This window comes from Variovorax sp. OK212 (assembly GCF_900112425.1).
In the GTDB taxonomy this organism is placed as follows: Bacteria; Pseudomonadota; Gammaproteobacteria; order Burkholderiales; family Burkholderiaceae_C; genus Variovorax.
This window is the reverse complement of sequence record NZ_FOLP01000006.1, coordinates 369,559-385,408: the sequence shown is the minus strand read 5'-3', so window position 1 is coordinate 385,408 and position 15,850 is coordinate 369,559. Positions and strand designations below refer to the sequence as shown.

At 68.5% G+C, this 15,850-nt stretch carries 16 protein-coding genes; 9 read left to right on the top strand and 7 right to left on the bottom strand.

All coding sequences use genetic code 11. The features are described from left to right. Nucleotides 1–13: 13 nt before the first annotated feature. Nucleotides 14–718 (bottom strand): SIMPL domain-containing protein, encoded by a 705-nt coding sequence (locus BM004_RS20670; RefSeq protein ID WP_093129879.1) that lies wholly within the window; start codon nt 716–718, stop codon nt 14–16. Nucleotides 719–839: 121 nt separating this feature from the next. Next, the gene (locus BM004_RS20665; protein WP_256219966.1) at nt 840–1,274 is read right to left on the bottom strand and encodes a hypothetical protein; all 435 of its coding nucleotides are present in this window, start codon (nt 1,272–1,274) and stop codon (nt 840–842) included. 95 nt (nt 1,275–1,369) lie between these two features. On the opposite strand from BM004_RS20665, the gene ompR reads away from it, so the two are divergent. Together ompR and BM004_RS20655 are read left to right on the top strand one after the other, a co-directional pair. After that, nucleotides 1,370–2,101, top strand: coding sequence for an osmolarity response regulator transcription factor OmpR (gene ompR, locus BM004_RS20660; RefSeq protein WP_007837017.1), 732 nt, complete (start codon nt 1,370–1,372; stop codon nt 2,099–2,101). A 74-nt stretch (nt 2,102–2,175) separates the two neighbouring features. After that, entirely contained in the window at nt 2,176–3,591 is a 1,416-nt protein-coding gene (locus tag BM004_RS20655; RefSeq protein WP_093216375.1) for a sensor histidine kinase, read from the top strand. Nucleotides 3,592–3,624: 33 nt separating this feature from the next. Here the strand turns inward: BM004_RS20655 and ispF are convergent, their stop codons facing one another. Together ispF and ispD are read right to left on the bottom strand one after the other, a co-directional pair. After that, nucleotides 3,625–4,113, bottom strand: coding sequence for a 2-C-methyl-D-erythritol 2,4-cyclodiphosphate synthase (gene ispF, locus BM004_RS20650; protein WP_093216252.1), 489 nt, complete (start codon nt 4,111–4,113; stop codon nt 3,625–3,627). Next, nucleotides 4,110–4,832, bottom strand: coding sequence for a 2-C-methyl-D-erythritol 4-phosphate cytidylyltransferase (gene ispD / locus BM004_RS20645; RefSeq protein WP_093129964.1), 723 nt, complete (start codon nt 4,830–4,832; stop codon nt 4,110–4,112). Before ispD ends, ispF begins: the two co-directional genes overlap by 4 nt. A gap of 117 nt (nt 4,833–4,949) precedes the next feature. Here ispD and mfd point away from each other — a divergent pair, with 117 nt between their 5' ends. From mfd to BM004_RS20630, 3 genes are read left to right on the top strand one after another with little or no spacing between them, the layout of a single operon-like run. Continuing rightward, nucleotides 4,950–8,468 carry a transcription-repair coupling factor gene (gene mfd, locus BM004_RS20640; RefSeq protein ID WP_093216249.1) on the top strand — a complete coding sequence of 1,173 codons (3,519 nt, stop codon included), beginning with the start codon at nt 4,950–4,952 and terminating at the stop codon, nt 8,466–8,468. Next, nucleotides 8,465–9,175, top strand: a complete 711-nt coding sequence (gene serB, locus BM004_RS20635) for a phosphoserine phosphatase SerB (protein ID WP_093216246.1) — start codon at nt 8,465–8,467, stop codon at nt 9,173–9,175. Before mfd ends, serB begins: the two co-directional genes overlap by 4 nt. Beyond that, complete coding sequence (locus BM004_RS20630; protein WP_093216244.1) at nt 9,172–10,236, top strand: Ldh family oxidoreductase; 1,065 nt, start codon at nt 9,172–9,174, stop codon at nt 10,234–10,236. The genes serB and BM004_RS20630 overlap by 4 nt, the downstream gene beginning before the upstream one ends. A gap of 7 nt (nt 10,237–10,243) precedes the next feature. Here BM004_RS20630 and BM004_RS20625 read toward each other — a convergent pair whose 3' ends face one another. Further along, complete coding sequence (locus BM004_RS20625; RefSeq protein ID WP_093216242.1) at nt 10,244–10,585, bottom strand: DUF6172 family protein; 342 nt, start codon at nt 10,583–10,585, stop codon at nt 10,244–10,246. A gap of 57 nt (nt 10,586–10,642) precedes the next feature. Here BM004_RS20625 and BM004_RS20620 point away from each other — a divergent pair, with 57 nt between their 5' ends. After that, nucleotides 10,643–10,870 (top strand): hypothetical protein, encoded by a 228-nt coding sequence (locus tag BM004_RS20620; protein WP_093129872.1) that lies wholly within the window; start codon nt 10,643–10,645, stop codon nt 10,868–10,870. A 27-nt stretch (nt 10,871–10,897) separates the two neighbouring features. On the opposite strand, the gene BM004_RS20615 is transcribed toward BM004_RS20620, so the two are convergent. Further along, on the bottom strand, nt 10,898–12,085 hold the full coding sequence (locus BM004_RS20615; protein ID WP_093129871.1) for an aminotransferase-like domain-containing protein: 1,188 nt from the start codon (nt 12,083–12,085) through the stop codon (nt 10,898–10,900). A 139-nt stretch (nt 12,086–12,224) separates the two neighbouring features. Here BM004_RS20615 and BM004_RS20610 point away from each other — a divergent pair, with 139 nt between their 5' ends. The 3 genes from BM004_RS20610 (at nt 12,225) to BM004_RS20600 (ending at nt 14,121) form a co-directional block, all read left to right on the top strand. Next, nucleotides 12,225–12,527, top strand: a complete 303-nt coding sequence (locus tag BM004_RS20610; protein WP_093129870.1) for a helix-turn-helix domain-containing protein — start codon at nt 12,225–12,227, stop codon at nt 12,525–12,527. A 61-nt stretch (nt 12,528–12,588) separates the two neighbouring features. After that, nucleotides 12,589–13,236: an endonuclease III gene (gene nth, locus BM004_RS20605; protein ID WP_093129869.1), complete on the top strand. Its 648-nt coding sequence runs from the start codon at nt 12,589–12,591 to the stop codon at nt 13,234–13,236. Between the two features lie 18 nt (nt 13,237–13,254). Further along, on the top strand, nt 13,255–14,121 hold the full coding sequence (locus BM004_RS20600; protein WP_093216239.1) for an Ivy family c-type lysozyme inhibitor: 867 nt from the start codon (nt 13,255–13,257) through the stop codon (nt 14,119–14,121). 46 nt (nt 14,122–14,167) lie between these two features. On the opposite strand, the gene BM004_RS20595 is transcribed toward BM004_RS20600, so the two are convergent. Next, nucleotides 14,168–15,730, bottom strand: coding sequence for a methyl-accepting chemotaxis protein (locus BM004_RS20595; protein WP_093216237.1), 1,563 nt, complete (start codon nt 15,728–15,730; stop codon nt 14,168–14,170). Nucleotides 15,731–15,850: the final 120 nt, after the last annotated feature.

Sequence of the window (15,850 nt, the reverse complement as noted above, 5' to 3'; positions counted from 1 at the left end):
CGGGCGCGCCTTCTTACTTGAGCTGCACCGAGCCCGAGACGTTCACGACCACGCTGGTCTTGCCGGCTTCGACCGGCACGGCCGAATCGGACGAGAACGATTTGGCCTGCGCTGCCATCATGCGCGGGCGGATCGGGCCGGAGTCGTTCGCGTTCACCGACACCTCGCGCAGCGTGTAGCCGCCGAAGCCGAAGCCCTTGGCCAGCTCGGTGGCCTTCTGCTTGAAGTTCTCGATGGCGATGTTCTGCGCCTCGGTCTCGGTCTTGGCGCGCTGTTCGCGGCTCAGGCCGAAGCCGACGCTGCCCACGGTGAGCGTGGTGACGCGGCCGGCCGCCTGGGTGATGCGCGGAAAGTCGCGCCCTTCGAGCACCAGCTCGGTGGAGCCTTGCCAGCCGTTGATCTTGCCGTCCTTGGTGTAGCGCGGCGACAGGCTGAAATTGCCGGTACGCACGTCGAGCTGGCCCGGCTGGGCGGTCTTCTTCGCCTCGGCCAATGCGGCGTCGAGCGCGGTCTTCAGCTGGGTCTGCACGGTGGCCGCGTCGGTGGCGTCCCGCGTGGTCGAGAGCGTCATGCTCAGCAGGTCCTGCTGGACCTCGACCGTGCCGGCGGCCATGAGCTGCAGCACGTTCTGCGGCGCGGGCGTGGCGACGGTCTGTGCCAGCGCGGTGCCGGCCACGGTCAGGGCGGCCACGGCCGCGAACAGTTTGATTTTTTTCAAGTTGATGTACTCCCCAGGTTTGGTATGAAAGACGAGCCTGCCCGCCCGGCGGTCCGCAACAGCGGGCCATGCGGGCCGACCTGACTCGGGCGGCCCTGCCGGCTTGCGCGCCCGCGAGGCCTCAGCGGCGCTGGCTGCGCGGCGCCGTGAGCGGGTCGCGCGCGGGCGGCGGTGCCGGCACGATGCGCTCGGCCGGCTGCGATTCTGCCGAATTCATCAGAGGCCCCGCGCCCGGCGGGGTCCATTGGCCGCGCACCTGCTGGCGCAGTTCGAACAGCTCGGCGGCGGTGAGCCGGCGGCCGGCGGCGGCCTCTTCGCGCTGCACTTCCTCGCGCTGCGCGGCCCTGTGGGCCGCCACCGCATCCCGGACTTCGTTGCGGCGCACTTCGCCCACCCTGAGGAAATCACCGGAGACCGCCAGCGCGGAACCGCTGGCGAAAACGAGAAGGCATGTGAGGGCTGAAAAACGTAGTCTCATTGAGCGGAAGTCATAACGCAGAGGGAACTTTGCCACCTCCAGGCTAACGTCGGATGACCAGACCGCGAGCGTCCGCAAGTTTTGTAACTTAGTGTCAAACCATAAGTAAATCCGGCTCAACGAAGCCTTAACGCCTTCAGAATCGGCCCTGTTACAAATTCATCGTTGTAGAAATGACTCAAGTTCCCGCTCGCACCGACAAGATCGTGATCGTCGACGACGACGCCCGCATCCGCGACCTGCTGCGCCGCTATCTGACGCAGGAAGGATTCGAAGTGATCGTGGCCGAGGACGGCAAGGCGCTCAACCGCATCCTGTTGCGCGACACGGTCGACCTGATCGTGCTCGACCTGATGATGCCCGGCGAAGACGGCCTCTCGGTCTGCCGCCGCCTGCGCGCCGCCAACGACCGCACCCCGATCATCATGCTCACTGCCAAGGGCGAGGACGTCGACCGCATCGTCGGCCTCGAAGTCGGCGCCGACGACTACCTGGGCAAGCCCTTCAACCCGCGCGAGCTGCTGGCTCGCGTGCACGCGGTGCTGCGGCGCCGTCCGCCGCTCGAAGCGCCGGGCGCCCCCTCCACCGAGAACGAGACCGTCACCTTCGGTCCGTTCGCGTTCGATCTCGGCTCGCGCACCTTGAAAAAGGATGGCGAAGAACTCTCGCTGACCACCGGCGAGTTCGCGATGCTGAAGGCGCTGGTGCGCCATCCGCGTCAACCGCTGTCGCGCGAAAAGCTGGCCCAGCTGGCGCGCGGGCGCGAGTTCGAGCCCTTCGACCGCAGCCTGGACGTGCAGATCTCGCGCCTGCGCAAGCTGGTCGAGTCCGACGCCGCTGCGCCGCGCTACATCCAGACCGTCTGGGGCGTGGGCTACGTGTTCGTGCCGGACGGCACGGCCTGACGCGCCGCTGAGAGGTGGCCATCGGCCAATACGCCAGGCCCGGCTCCGCCCAGGAGGACGGTGCGCAGGTCACCATGCCGAGCCCGCTCGAAGCGAGCGCGCAACGTGACCGTCGCCCCGGCCTCAAGCTGGGCTTCAGCCTTTTCTGGCGCACATTCTTTCTGCTGGCGCTGCTGCTCATCGGCTGCACGGTCGCGTGGCTGCAGACCTTCCGCTCGCTCGAGTACGAGCCGCGCGCCATTCAAACCGCCCACCAGATCGCCTCGCTCGTGAACCTCACGCGCGCGGCGCTGGTGTATTCGGACGCCATCACGCGGGTCTCGCTCATCAAGACGCTGGCCGACCAGGAAGGCGTGCGCATCCTGCCGCGCGAGCCCAACGACCGCTTCGAGCCCTACACCAGCGGCGCGCTCGACCAGCGCGTCACCGAGGAGCTCATCGACCAGCTCGGCGAAGGCACCACGGTGGCCAGCCGCGTGAACGACGAGGCGGGCCTGTGGATCGGCTTCACCATCGAGAGCGACACCTACTGGCTGCTGCTCGACCCCACGCGCTTCAGCCGCGTGGGCGGGCGCACCTGGCTGGTGTGGCTCAGCACGGCCATGGCGCTGTCGCTGGCCGGCGCGGCGCTGATCACGCGGCTCATCAACCTGCCGCTCAAGCAGCTGTCGCGCGCGACCATGCAGGTGCGCGAAGGCGAGTACGAGGCGCACCGGCTCGACGAGCGCGCGCGCACCAACGAGATCCGCGCGGTCAACATCGGCTTCAACCGCATGGCCGACCAGCTCGCCAAGATCGAGCAGGACCGCGCCATCATGCTGGCCGGCATCTCGCACGACCTGCGCACGCCGCTGGCGCGCCTGCGGCTGGAAACCGAGATGAGCGTGGCCGACGAAGACGCGCGCGACCACATGGCCGCCGACATCGCGCAGCTCGACGCGATCATCGACAAGTTCCTGGACTACGCGCGGCCCGACCATGTCGATCCGCGACCGGTGCTGCTGCGCGACGTGGTCGACGCCTGCACCTACGCCGTGCAGGACTACGAGGAGATGAACATCAAGGTCGAGGTGCCACCCGACCTGCGCGTGCTGGGCGACGAGGTCGAGCTCACGCGCGTGATCTCCAACCTGGTCGAGAACGCGCGGCGCTACGGCAAGACGCCTTCCACCGGCGTGGCCGACGTCACGATCCAGGCGCAGGCCAACAACGACGCGGTGCTGATCAAGGTGCGCGACCATGGCGCGGGCGTCGAGCCGGGCCTGCTCTCGCAGCTGACCAAGCCCTTCTTCCGCGGCGATACGGCGCGCACCTCGGCGGCCGGCGCCGGGCTGGGCCTGTCGATCGTGGCGAAGAACATCGAGCGCATGGGCGGCACCTTCGCGCTGACCAGCACGCCGGGCCGCGGCCTGGCGGCGCACATCCGCATGCCGCGCGCCATGCCGACGCCCAAGCCGGGCGAACTGCCGGCGGGCAGGAAGCCGGCCTGAGCCCTCGCCCTTAGCCGAGGGCTCAGGCCGGTATCAGCGGTGCAGGAGAACGGCCGCGCGAGCTTCCATCGCGCGGCCCTCGCCCACCGGGCCGAGCTTCTCGGCCGTCTTGGCCTTCACGTTGACCTGCTCGAGCGCCACGCCCAGCGCGTCGGCAATGCGCTGGCACATCAGCGGAATGTGCGGCGCCAGCTTCGGTGCCTGCGCGATCACGGTGCTGTCGACATTGCCGATTTCCCAGCCCGCCGCGCGCACACGGCGCGCCGCCTCGGCCAGCAGCACCGCCGAATCGGCACCGCGAAACTGCGGATCGGTGTCCGGAAAATGCCGGCCGATGTCGCCCAGCCCCGCGCCGCCCAGCAGCGCGTCGGTGATGGCGTGCAGCAGCACATCGGCGTCCGAATGGCCCAGCAGGCCCGTGGTGTGCGGCACCTCGATGCCACCCAGGATCAGCTTGCGTCCGGCCACCAGCTGGTGAACGTCCCAGCCCTCGCCCACGCGGATGTTGAAAGGCGCCGTCATGCCATGTCCTTCTTGCGGGCCTGCAGCAGTGCCTCGGCCAGCGCGAAGTCTTCGGGGAAGGTCACCTTGAAGTTCTGCGCGCTGCCCGGCACCAGCAGCGGCGACAGGCCGACGGCCTCGATGGCGCTGGCCTCGTCGGTCACGGCGTCGCCCGCGCGCTCCAGCGCGTCGAGCAGCATGCCGATGCGGAACATCTGCGGCGTCTGGGCCAGCCACTTGTCGGCACGCGACAGCGTCTGGGCCACGCGGCTCTCGGCGGTCGACACCTTGAGCGTGTCGGCCAGGCGGTGCGCCAGCAGCCCGCCCACGGCGTCGTGCTCGCAGGCGGAAATCAGCGCCTCGATCTGGCTCGAAGTGACCAGGCAGCGCGCGGCGTCGTGCACCAGCACCCAGTCGTGCGCGCCGGCGCCCTTCTGGCGCAGCGCGGCAAGCCCGTTGCGCACCGTGGCCGCGCGGGTCACGCCGCCCACGCGCAGCAGGTACTCGTCCTGCGCGGGAAAGCGCGGCAGCACGGCATCCACGTCGCGGTCGTCGGGCGACACCACCAGCGCCAGCCCGGCAAACCGGCCCGCCAGCGCGCGGAAGGCCTCCAGCGTGTGAGCCACCATCGGCGCGCCGGCCAGGCGCCGGTACTGCTTGGGGAGGGTGGACTGCGCATGGCCCGCGCGATGGCCGGAGCCGGCGCACGGAATCAGCACGAAGAGACGGGAAGTGGACATGGGCCCGGCGTCGGCGTCGGCCGACAAGCGAATAAAGGGCCGCCATTCTAGAATCGACCGCGACGCACACCCCTCGCCAGCCGGCGCGGGGTGTTGTGCATTTCCAGTAAGCGTTCCATGGACCTCCCCCACCTCACGGCGGGCAAGCGTTTCACGCTGCCGCGTCCCCCGTTGTCGGCCGATGCACTGCTGCTGGCGCAGCTGGCCATGCGCGAGAAGGCCGCGGGCCGCGCCACCGCCATGTTCACCGCCGACGCCAACGACGCGCAGCGGCTGATCGACGAAATTGCCTTCTTCGCGCCCGAGCTGCGCTGCGCCCTGTTCCCCGACTGGGAAACGCTGCCGTACGACAGCTTCTCCCCGCACCAGGACCTGATCAGCGAGCGCCTGGCCACGCTCTGGCGCATCAGCCAGAAAGAGGCCGACGTGGTGCTGGTGCCCGCCACCACCGCGCTCTACCGGCTGGCGCCACCGGCGTTCCTGGCCGGCTACACCTTCCAGTTCAAGGCCAAGCAGAAGCTGGAGGAATCCCGGCTCAAGGCCCAGCTCACGCTGGCCGGCTACAGCCACGTGACGCAGGTGGTGAGCCCCGGCGAATACGCGGTGCGCGGCGGCCTGATCGACCTGTTCCCCATGGGCTCGCTGGTGCCGTTTCGCGTCGACCTGTTCGACGACGAGATCGACTCCATCCGCACCTTCGACCCCGACACCCAGCGCAGCCTGTACCCCGTGCCCGAGGTGCGCCTGCTGCCGGGCCGCGAATTCCCGATGGACGACGACGCGCGCGGGCGTTTTCGCAGCCGCTGGCGCGAACTGCTCGAAGGCGACCCGACCAAGAGCCGCATCTACAAGGACATGGGCAACGGCGTGGCCACCGCCGGCATCGAGTACTACCTGCCGCTGTTCTTCGACGAGACGGCCACGGTGTTCGACTACCTGGGCCCCGACGCCACGGTGGTGCTGCACGGCGACCTCGAACCCGCGTTCCAGCATTTCTGGCAGGACACCAACGAGCGCTACCGCCTGGTGCAGGGCGACCCCGAGCGCCCCGCCCTGCCGCCCGAGGCGCTGTTCCTGAACGCCGAGCAGTTCTACCAGCGCGCCAAGCCGCACCCGCAGCTCGCCATTCGCGGCGGTGCGGGCGGCGGTGCGGGCGGCGGTGCGGGTGGCGAGGTGCCCACCGAGGCGCCCTACGCCGAGTTCGACAAGCTGCCACCCTTCGCGGTGGTGCGCGGCGCCGAAGACCCGCTGGTCGGCCTGAAGGCGCACATCCGCGCCACGCCGCACCGCGTGCTGCTGATCGCGGAGAGCGACGGCCGCCGCGAAAGCCTGCTCGACTTCCTGCGCGCCAGCGGCGTGAGCCCGCCGGCGTTCGATTCGCTGGCCGAGTTCGAAGCCGCCGCCGACGAGAAGATCGGCATCGCCACCGCCGCGCTGGCCTCGGGCTTCGCCTGGCGCGAACAGGGCATCGACCTGGTCACCGAGACCGAGCTGTTCGCCACCGCGCCCACCACGCGCCGGCGCAACAAGAAGCAGGAGCAGGTCAGCGACGTCGAGGCGCTCATCAAGGACCTGTCGGAGCTCAACGTGGGCGACCCGGTGGTCCACACCGCGCACGGCATCGGCCGCTATCGCGGCCTGACCCACATGGACCTGGGCCAGGGCACCGACGCCGAAGGCAAGCCGCTGCTGCAGGAAATGCTGCACCTGGAATACGCCGACAAGGCCACGCTGTACGTGCCGGTGTCGCAACTGCACCAGATCAGCCGCTACACCGGCGTCAGCGCCGACGAGGCGCCGCTGCACAAGCTGGGCTCCGGCCAGTGGGAAAAGGCCAAGCGCAAGGCCGCCGAACAGGTGCGCGACTCGGCCGCCGAGCTGCTCAACATCTACGCCCGCCGCGCCGCGCGCGAAGGCCACGCCTTTCGCTACTCGCCGGCCGACTACGAGGTGTTCGCCAACGACTTCGGCTTCCAGGAAACCGCCGACCAGAAGGCCGCGATCCACGCCGTGGTGCAGGACATGATCTCGCCCCAGCCGATGGACCGCCTCGTGTGCGGCGACGTGGGCTTCGGCAAGACCGAGGTCGCGCTGCGCGCCGCGTTCATCGCCGTCACCGGCGGCAAGCAGGTCGCGTTCCTCGCGCCCACCACGCTGCTGGCCGAGCAGCACTACCAGACGCTGATCGACCGCTTCGCCAAGTGGCCGGTGAAAGTGGCCGAGATGAGCCGCTTCCGATCCGCCAAGGAAATCACCGCCGCCGCCAAGGGCCTGGCCGAGGGCCAGGTCGACATCGTGGTCGGCACGCACAAGCTGCTGTCGCAGTCGGTCAAGTTCAAGAACCTGGGCCTGCTCATCATCGACGAGGAGCACCGCTTCGGCGTGCGCCACAAGGAAGCGATGAAGGCCATGCGCGCCGAGGTCGACGTGCTCACGCTCACCGCCACGCCCATTCCGCGCACGCTGGGCATGGCCCTGGAAGGCCTGCGCGACCTGAGCGTGATCGCCACCGCGCCGCAGCGGCGCCTGGCCATCAAGACCTTCGTGCGCAACGAAGGCACCGGCGTGATCCGCGAGGCCGTGCTGCGCGAGCTCAAGCGCGGCGGGCAGGTGTACTTCCTGCACAACGAGGTCGAGACCATCGAGAACCGCCGCCAGAAGCTCGAAGAGATATTGCCCGAGGCGCGCATCGCCGTGGCCCACGGCCAGATGCCCGAGCGCGAGCTGGAGCGCGTCATGCGCGACTTCGTGGCGCAGCGCTACAACATGCTGCTGTGCTCGACCATCATCGAGACCGGCATCGACGTGCCCACGGCCAACACCATCGTCATGAGCCGCGCCGACAAGTTCGGCCTGGCGCAGCTGCACCAGCTGCGCGGCCGCGTCGGGCGTTCGCACCACCAAGCCTACGCCTACCTCATGGTGCCCGACACCGAGGGCCTGACCAAGCATGCGGCGCAACGCCTCGACGCCATCCAGCAGATGGAAGAGCTGGGCTCCGGCTTCTACCTGGCCATGCACGACCTGGAGATTCGCGGCACCGGCGAGGTGCTGGGCGAGAACCAGAGCGGCAACATGATGGAGATCGGCTTCCAGCTCTACAACGAGATGCTCAGCGAGGCCGTGCGCTCGCTCAAGGCCGGCCAGGAGCCCGACCTGCTGGCGCCGCTGTCGGTCACCACCGAGATCAACCTGCACGCCCCCGCCCTGCTGCCCGACGACTACTGCGGCGACGTGCACCTGCGCCTGTCGTTCTACAAGAAGCTGGCCACCGCGAAGACGCCCGATCAGATCGACACGCTGCTGGAAGAAATCGTCGACCGCTTCGGCAAGCTGCCGCCGCAGGCGCAGACGCTGATCGACACACACCGCCTGCGCGTGCTGGCGCGGCCGTACGGCGTGGTCAAGGTCGATGCCGCGCCCGGCATCATCAACATCACCTTCAAGAAGGACGCGCCGGTCGACGGCATGGCCATCATCCAGCTGGTGCAGAAGAACAAGCACATCAAGCTCGCAGGCAACGAGAAGCTTCGCATCGAGCGCGAACTCAAGGAGCCGAAGGAGCGTGCCCAGATGGTGCGCGATGTCTTGCGCAGCCTCGGACAACCCCTCGTCAAGGAAACCTCTCCCGCATGAGCGTCACAGAAATTTCGCCCGGTCTCGTCCTGCAGCGCGTGAAGCCGCCGCTGAAGCTCGCCGATTTCAAGCTGATCGCGTTCGACATGGACTCCACGCTCATCAACATCGAATGCATCGACGAGATCGCCGATGCCGTCGGCAAGAAGGCCGAGGTGGCCGCCATCACCGAGGCCACGATGCGCGGCGAGATCAAGGACTTCAAGGAAAGCCTGCGCCGCCGCGTGGCGCTGCTGCAGGGCGTGCCCGTGCAGGCCCTGCAGCAGGTGTACGACGAGCGGCTGAAGCTCAACCCCGGCGCGGCCGAGCTGGTCGCGGCCTGCAAGGCGGCCGGCCTCAAGGTGCTGCTGGTGTCGGGCGGCTTCACCTTCTTCGCGAACCGCGTGAAGGAGCGCCTGGGCATCGATTTCGCGCGCTCCAACCTGCTCGACGAGGCCGGCGGCAAGCTCACCGGCCAGGTGGTCACGCAGAGCTGGGGCGACATCTGCGACGGCGCCGAAAAGCGCCGCACGCTGCTCGAGGTGGCCTCGCTCATGGGCATCTCGCCGCAGGAAACCATTGCCGTGGGCGACGGCGCCAACGACCTGCCGATGATGGGCGAAGCCGGCCTCTCGGTGGCCTATCACGCCAAGCCGAAGGTGCGCGAACAGGCCATGGTGGCCATCGACGAAGGCGGCCTCGACCGCGTACTGGAAATCCTGAAATGACCGACGCCGCCCCCCTGTACCGCGCCGACGCGCTCGTCGCCTACGCCGACGCCCTGCTCCGGAAGGCCGGCCTCGCCGCGCCCAAGGCGGCCGCGGTCGCGCGCACGCTGGTCGAGGGCGACCTGCTGGGCCACGACACGCACGGCCTCGCGCTGCTGGCGGGCTATGTGAAGGAACTCGAATCGGGCGGCATGGCGCGCGACGGTGCGGCCGAGGTGCTGTCGGACCGCCCCGCCGCCGTGCTGTGGGACGGCAGGCGCCTGCCCGGCCCCTGGCTCATGGAACAGGGCATGGACCTGCTGGTGCCGCGCGCGCGCGAACTGGGCACGGCCTCGCTGGTCATCCGCCGCAGCCACCACATCGCCTGCCTCGCGGTCTACATGCTGCGCGCGCTGCAGGAAGACATGCTGATGCTGCTGGCCTGTTCCGACCCCAACGCGGCCAGCGTCGCGCCCTTCGGCGGCACGCAGGCGGTGTTCACGCCCAACCCGCTGGCCATGGGTTTCCCGCTGTCGCAGGGCGGCGTGATGGTCGACATCTCGGCCTCCATCACCACCAACGGCATGAGCAACCGCAAGCGCGCGGCCGGCGAGACCTTCGCCGAGGAGTGGCTCATCGACGCCGCCGGCAAGCCCTCGAACAACCCGCAGGTGCTGTTCGACCAGCCGCCCGGCACGCTGCTGCCGGTGGGTGGCCTGAGCCACGGGCACAAGGGCTACGGCATGGCGCTGCTGGTGGAGACCCTCACCGCGGGCCTGGCGGGCCACGGCCGGGCCGATCCGCCCGAGGGCTGGGGCGCGACCGTGCACATCACGCTGCACGACCTGAACGCCTTCGGCGGCAAGGAAGCCTTTTTGCGCCAGATGGACCACGTGGCGGCGCAGTGCCGCGGCAACGTGCCCATCGACCCGGCGAAGCCTGTGCGGCTGCCGGGCGAAAGCGGGTTGAAACGTCGGGAAGGGCAATCGGCGAACGGGGTGCGGCTGCACCCGTCGATTGCGCGCTCGCTGCAGGACGCCGAGCAGCGGCATGGCCTGCGGCTGGCGCAGGCGCTGGTCTGACGAAGGATCAGTCTTCTTCGGATTCGCCGGATGCACCGGCGGTGTGGCGGGGGGCCTCGCCCTCCGGACGCGGCTGGCGCTTGCCGGGCTTGGCCAGCAGCTCGACATAGAACTGCTTGCCGCCTTCCTTGACCACACCGTCGATCAGGCCGGTGATGGCCGAGAGGTGCACCGCTTCGGCGGTTTCTTCGGCGGCGCCGAACTTGCAATCGAAGTCCCAGAAGTCCGCGCCTTCGGGCAATTCGCGGCGGCGTTCGCGCTTGATGTACTTGCGGATCTCGTGCTTGATGGCTTCGAGGAGACGGTCGGGGTGCTTGCCCTCGACTTGAAGCTGAAAGGTTTTTCTCATGGGTGATCCTAACCCGCTGTGTACAGTCGGCGCATTCAACGGATAACAGGTGACGACATGGCGCGCGCAAACGACTGGGCAGGCAAGGTGATGGCATTGGTGAACGGAGGCAACGCCCCTGCCGCCATCGCGCAGATCAAGGTCGCGCCCTCGGTCAAGGACCTGAAGGCGCTGCAGACCATCATGACGCTCTCCAAGATGAAAGGCCGCTATCCGAACGTGGATGCGGCCATTTCGGACAACCTGGACCTGCTTGCAGCGCCCAGGCTGCACCGGTCCCCCTGATACCGACAGCTGCAGGTACCTAGCGCTTTAGAGCGCCTGGCCGAGGCGCTTCACGCCTTCCTCGATCTTGGCCACGTCGGCCGTGGCAAAGCTCAGGCGCAGGGTGGCCACATCGGGGTTCTCGGCAAAGAACGGCGCGCCGGGCACGAAGGCCACGAGCTTCTCGATCGCCCGCTTCGCGAGTTCGTTCGCATCGGCCAGCTTGCCGTTGGCGCCCGTCAGGCGGGCCCAGAAGAACAAGCCGCCGTTGGGCTGCGTGAAGCTCACGGCATCGCCCAGTTCGCGCTTCAGCGCGTCCCCCATGGCCTGGGCGCGCTGGCCGTACACCTCGCGCACATGCGCCAGCGTGGCCGGCATGCGCCCGCTCTTCAGGTACTGCGCGGCCGTGGCCTGCGAGAAGGTGCTGGTGTGCGCGTCGCTGAACTGCTTGCACATGGTGGCCTTGGCCAGCAGCTCGGCCGGCGCGATCATCCAGCCGATGCGCAGGCCCGGGCTCAGCACCTTGCTCAGGCTGCCGCAATGGGCGATGAGTTCGCGGCTGCCGGGCACGTCCTTGCTCAGCGACAGGATCGACGGCGGCGGCGCCTCGCCGAAGTACAGGTCGCCGTAGGGGTCGTCCTCGACGATCAGCGTCTGGTACTTCACGGCCAGCTCGAGCACCTTCTTGCGGCGCTCCAGGCTCAGCATGGCACCGCTGGGGTTGCCGAAGGTGGGAATCAGGTAGACGAACTTGGGCTTGTGCTCGGCAATGAGCTTCTCGAGTTCGTCGGTCTTCACGCCGTTGGCGTCGATGGGCGCGCTGATGAGCTGCGCGCCGTACAGGCGAAAGCACTGGATGGTGGCCAGGAAGGTCGGGCCCTCCACGATCACCTTGTCGCCGGGCGAGATCATGGTCTTGCCCAGCAGGTCCAGCGCCTGCTGGCTGCCGGTGGTGACGATCAGGCCGCTGGGGTCGACCTCGACGCCCTTGGTCTTCATGAAGGCACCGAGCTGCGTGCGCAGCGGCTCGTAGCCTTCGGTGGCGCCGTACTGCAGCGCGCCGCCGGCTTCTTCGGTCAGCGCCTTCTGGCTCGCCTCCTTGAGGCCTTCCACGTCGAACATGGCGCTGTCGGGAAAACCGCCCGCGAAGCTGATGATGCCGGGCTTGCCCAGCAGCTTGAAGAGTTCGCGGATGGCGGAGGTTTCGACGTTGTCGAGGCGGGAGGCGAATTGCATGGTAGGGCTCTCACTTTCTGGGCGCCATTGTCGCGAAACCGGCGGGCAATAAAGCTGCGTGAGCTCATGGCCTTTCGACGATATATTGCGTGTAACGCTGCAAGGCGGTTTTTTCGGTCGACGCGAGGAGGTTCATGCGATGAACATCGGTATCGATTCGGCAAAAGAACTCTCGGCCCATCTCAAGGCCCTGCGAAAAACGCACAACCTGACCCAGGCTCAACTGGGCCAGCGGCTGGGCGTGAAGCAGACCCGGATGGCCGACATCGAGAAGAATCCGGGCGTGGTGAGCGTGGCGCAGCTGCTCGAGGTGCTGCACGCGCTCGATGCCCGGCTGCTGCTCGTGCCGCCACCGGTGCCGCCCCTGTCGGCACGCCGATTGCCGGGCGCGCCGCCTTCGCCGTCGTCACCGTCATCGCCCTTGAGCGGTGCCGACTGGTAGCAGCGGCGCCGGCAAGAGAAATGACAAAACGAGAAATCCGGAGCCTTTCGGGGCCCGCCCCATGAAAAAAGAAAACATCCCGCTCTTCTTCGCCACCCTGCAGGCGGCCAACCCCGAGCCCAAGACCGAGCTCGAATACACCACGCCCTTCGAGCTGCTGGCGGCCGTGCTGCTGTCGGCGCAGGCCACCGACGTGGGCGTGAACAAGGCCACGCGCAAGCTGTTTCCGGTGGCGAACACGCCGCAGGCCATCTACGACCTGGGCGTGGAAGGGCTGGAGGAATACATCAAGACCATCGGCCTGTACCGCAGCAAGGCCAAGCACCTCAACGAAGCCTGCCGCATGCTGGTCGAGCTGCACGGCGGCGAGGTGCCGCGCACGCGCGCCGAGCTGGAGGCGCTGCCCGGCGTGGGCCGCAAGACGGCCAACGTGGTGCTGAACACGGCCTTCGGCGAGGCCACCATCGCGGTCGACACGCACATCTTCCGCATGGGCAACCGCACCGGCCTGGCGCCGGGCAAGACGCCGCTGGAGGTGGAACTCAAGCTGGAGAAGCGCGTTCCGATGGAATACCGGCTGCACGCGCACCACTGGCTGATCCTGCACGGGCGCTATGTGTGCGTGGCGCGCAAGCCGCGCTGCTGGGAATGCGCGGTGCACACCTTCTGCGCCTACAAACCCAAGACCCCCGCGCCCAAAACAGCATGACGGCATGACGCTTCAAGAATGACGACCCAGAAAAGACACACCCCGACCTTCGCGACAGGCGCCCTGCTTTCGGCCCTGCTCGCCACCCTGCTTTGCGCCGCGCCCGGCGCGGCCTGGTCTCAGCAGCCCGCCGGCCTCGCGCCCGACGCCATGGCGCTCTACGGCGGGCGCTGGTCGACCGCCTGCGCCGACAACGCCGCCCCCACGCTGCAGGTGCGCCAGGACGCGCTGATCGCCGAGAGCGGCAAGCGCCGCGTGGTCGGCCGCACGCCGCAGACGGCCTACAGCTTCTTCGGCAACAGCCCGCCGCCGGCCGGCTTCGACGTGGCGCTGATGAGCGATGTCGACAAGGCCGGCGCCATGACCTTCCTGGTCTACCGCGATGCGCGCGGCCAGTCGGTCACGCTGGACGCCGACAAGCCGGTTGCCGGCCAGCTCGGCCCCGAGTTGATGAAGCTGCGCTACTGGCGATGCGACGGCGCCGCGCGCGCCGCACCGCCGCCGGCCGAGGCCGCGCCCGCCGCAAAGCTGCCGCCCCCGCCCACGGGCAGCCCCGCCGCGCTGGCGCAGGGCCCGGCCATGCAGAAAGCCTGGCGCAACGCGCTGGGCCCGCGCGAGAACGACCGCTGGCTGGTGCGCCGCGAAGGCCCCGCGCCCGAGCCGCAGTGGGTCACGGTCGAGGGCACGCGCTACCTGCTGCATGCCTTCTGCAAGCCGCACGACTGCCACGACCACAACGCCATCGCGCTCTACGACCAGGGCTCCGGCCGCATCTACGGGCTGGTGCAGCGCGACGGCCGCAACCGCCTGGTCGGTGCGCCGCCGCCGGCCATGGCGCCGCAACTGGAAAAGCTCTGGCGCGAGCAGTGGCGCCAGAAGAACTGAGCTGAACTGACTCGAACCGAACTGGGCCGGATTGACCCACGCCCGCTCAGCGCAGCTTGAACATGCTGACCGCGTGCACCAGGCCCGCGGCCTGGTCGTTCATGGACTGCGCCGCGGCCGAGGCCTCTTCCACCAGCGCCGCGTTCTGCTGCGTGGTGCGGTCCATCTGCTTGATGGCGTCGTTCACCTGCTCGATGCCCGCCGACTGCTCCTGGCTGGCCGCGGTGATCTCCGCCATGATGTCCGTCACGCGCCGCACGCTGCCCATGATCTCCTCCATGGTCCTGCCGGCCTCGTTGACCAGCACGCTGCCCGCGTCCACCTCTCCCACCGAGTCGCCGATCAGCGTCTTGATTTCCTTGGCCGCCGCCGCCGAGCGCTGCGCCAGGCTGCGCACTTCCGAGGCCACCACGGCAAAGCCGCGCCCCTGCTCGCCGGCGCGCGCCGCCTCCACCGCCGCGTTCAGCGCGAGGATGTTGGTCTGGAACGAGATGCCGTCGATCACGCCGATGATGTCGACGATCTTTTTCGACGAGGCGTTGATCGACGCCATCTTCTCCACCACCTGGTCGACCACCGAGCCGCCGCGCGAGGCCACCTGCGAGGCCGAGTCGGCCAGCTGATTGGCCAGCCGCGCGTTGTCGGCGTTCTGCTTCACGGTGGAGGTCAGCTCCTGCATCGACGCCGCCGTCTGCTCCAGCGAACTGGCCTGCTCCTCGGTGCGCGAGGACAGGTCGCGGTTGCCGGTGGCGATCTGGCCCGAGGCCGTGGCAATGGAATCGGTGCCCGCGCGGACCTGGCCGACCACCTTGGCCAGCTCGTCGTTCATGGAGCGCAGCGCGTTCATGAGCATGCCCGACTCCGACCTGTCGGCCACCTCGATGCGCGCCGTCAGGTCGCCGGAGGCCACCTGCTGCGCCACGTTCACCGCCTGGCCCAGCGGGCGGGTGATGGAGCGCGTCATCCGGAACGCCAGCAGCAGCCCGCCGATCAGCGAGGCGCCGCTGATCGACAGCATCAGCCAGCGGGCGCTCTGGTAGGTGGCCTGGGCCGACGCGGCGCTTTCATCGGCGCTTTTCTTCAGCAGCTCCTGGAAGGTCGAGACGTGTGCCAGCACCTGGTTGAGCAAGGGCATGCATTCCTGCGTCAGCACCTTGATCGCCGCCTCGGTCTGCTTGCCGGTGGCCAGCGTGAGCACCTTCTGCGCAATGGGCAGGTACAGCGCCTCCAGCGCGCGCAGCTTCTCCAGCATCCGGCGCTCCTCGTCGCTGGCCGACGCGGGGTTGGCCATGATCGTGCCCAGGGTCGCCATGCCGGCGTCGATCTCGCGCTGCGAGCGCACGACCAGGTCGATGTCGCCCTTCTGCGCCACCGGGTCCGTCACCAGCGCCAGGTTGCGCGCCGCGATGGCCCGCTTGCCGATGGCCGACTGCACGTTGTTCAGCTGGTCGAGCTTTCGCGCACCAACTTCCGTGGCAAAAGCGATCCGGTCCGACAGATTTGTCATCTGATGCACGCCAATGCTCGTGATGACGAGCTGCAGCAGCAGCATCAAGGCAAAACCCATTCCCAGGCGGACGCCGATTTTGAGATTCGATAGATCGAACATGTGGGGGACTCCATGGTGGTTTCATCGTTCATCGGCACCGCGGGCATGCGCCACCCCACCCTTGAAGGGCGGGTAGGCAAACCCGGAGAAACTGGATTTCTGGCGATCTGTATGAATGAG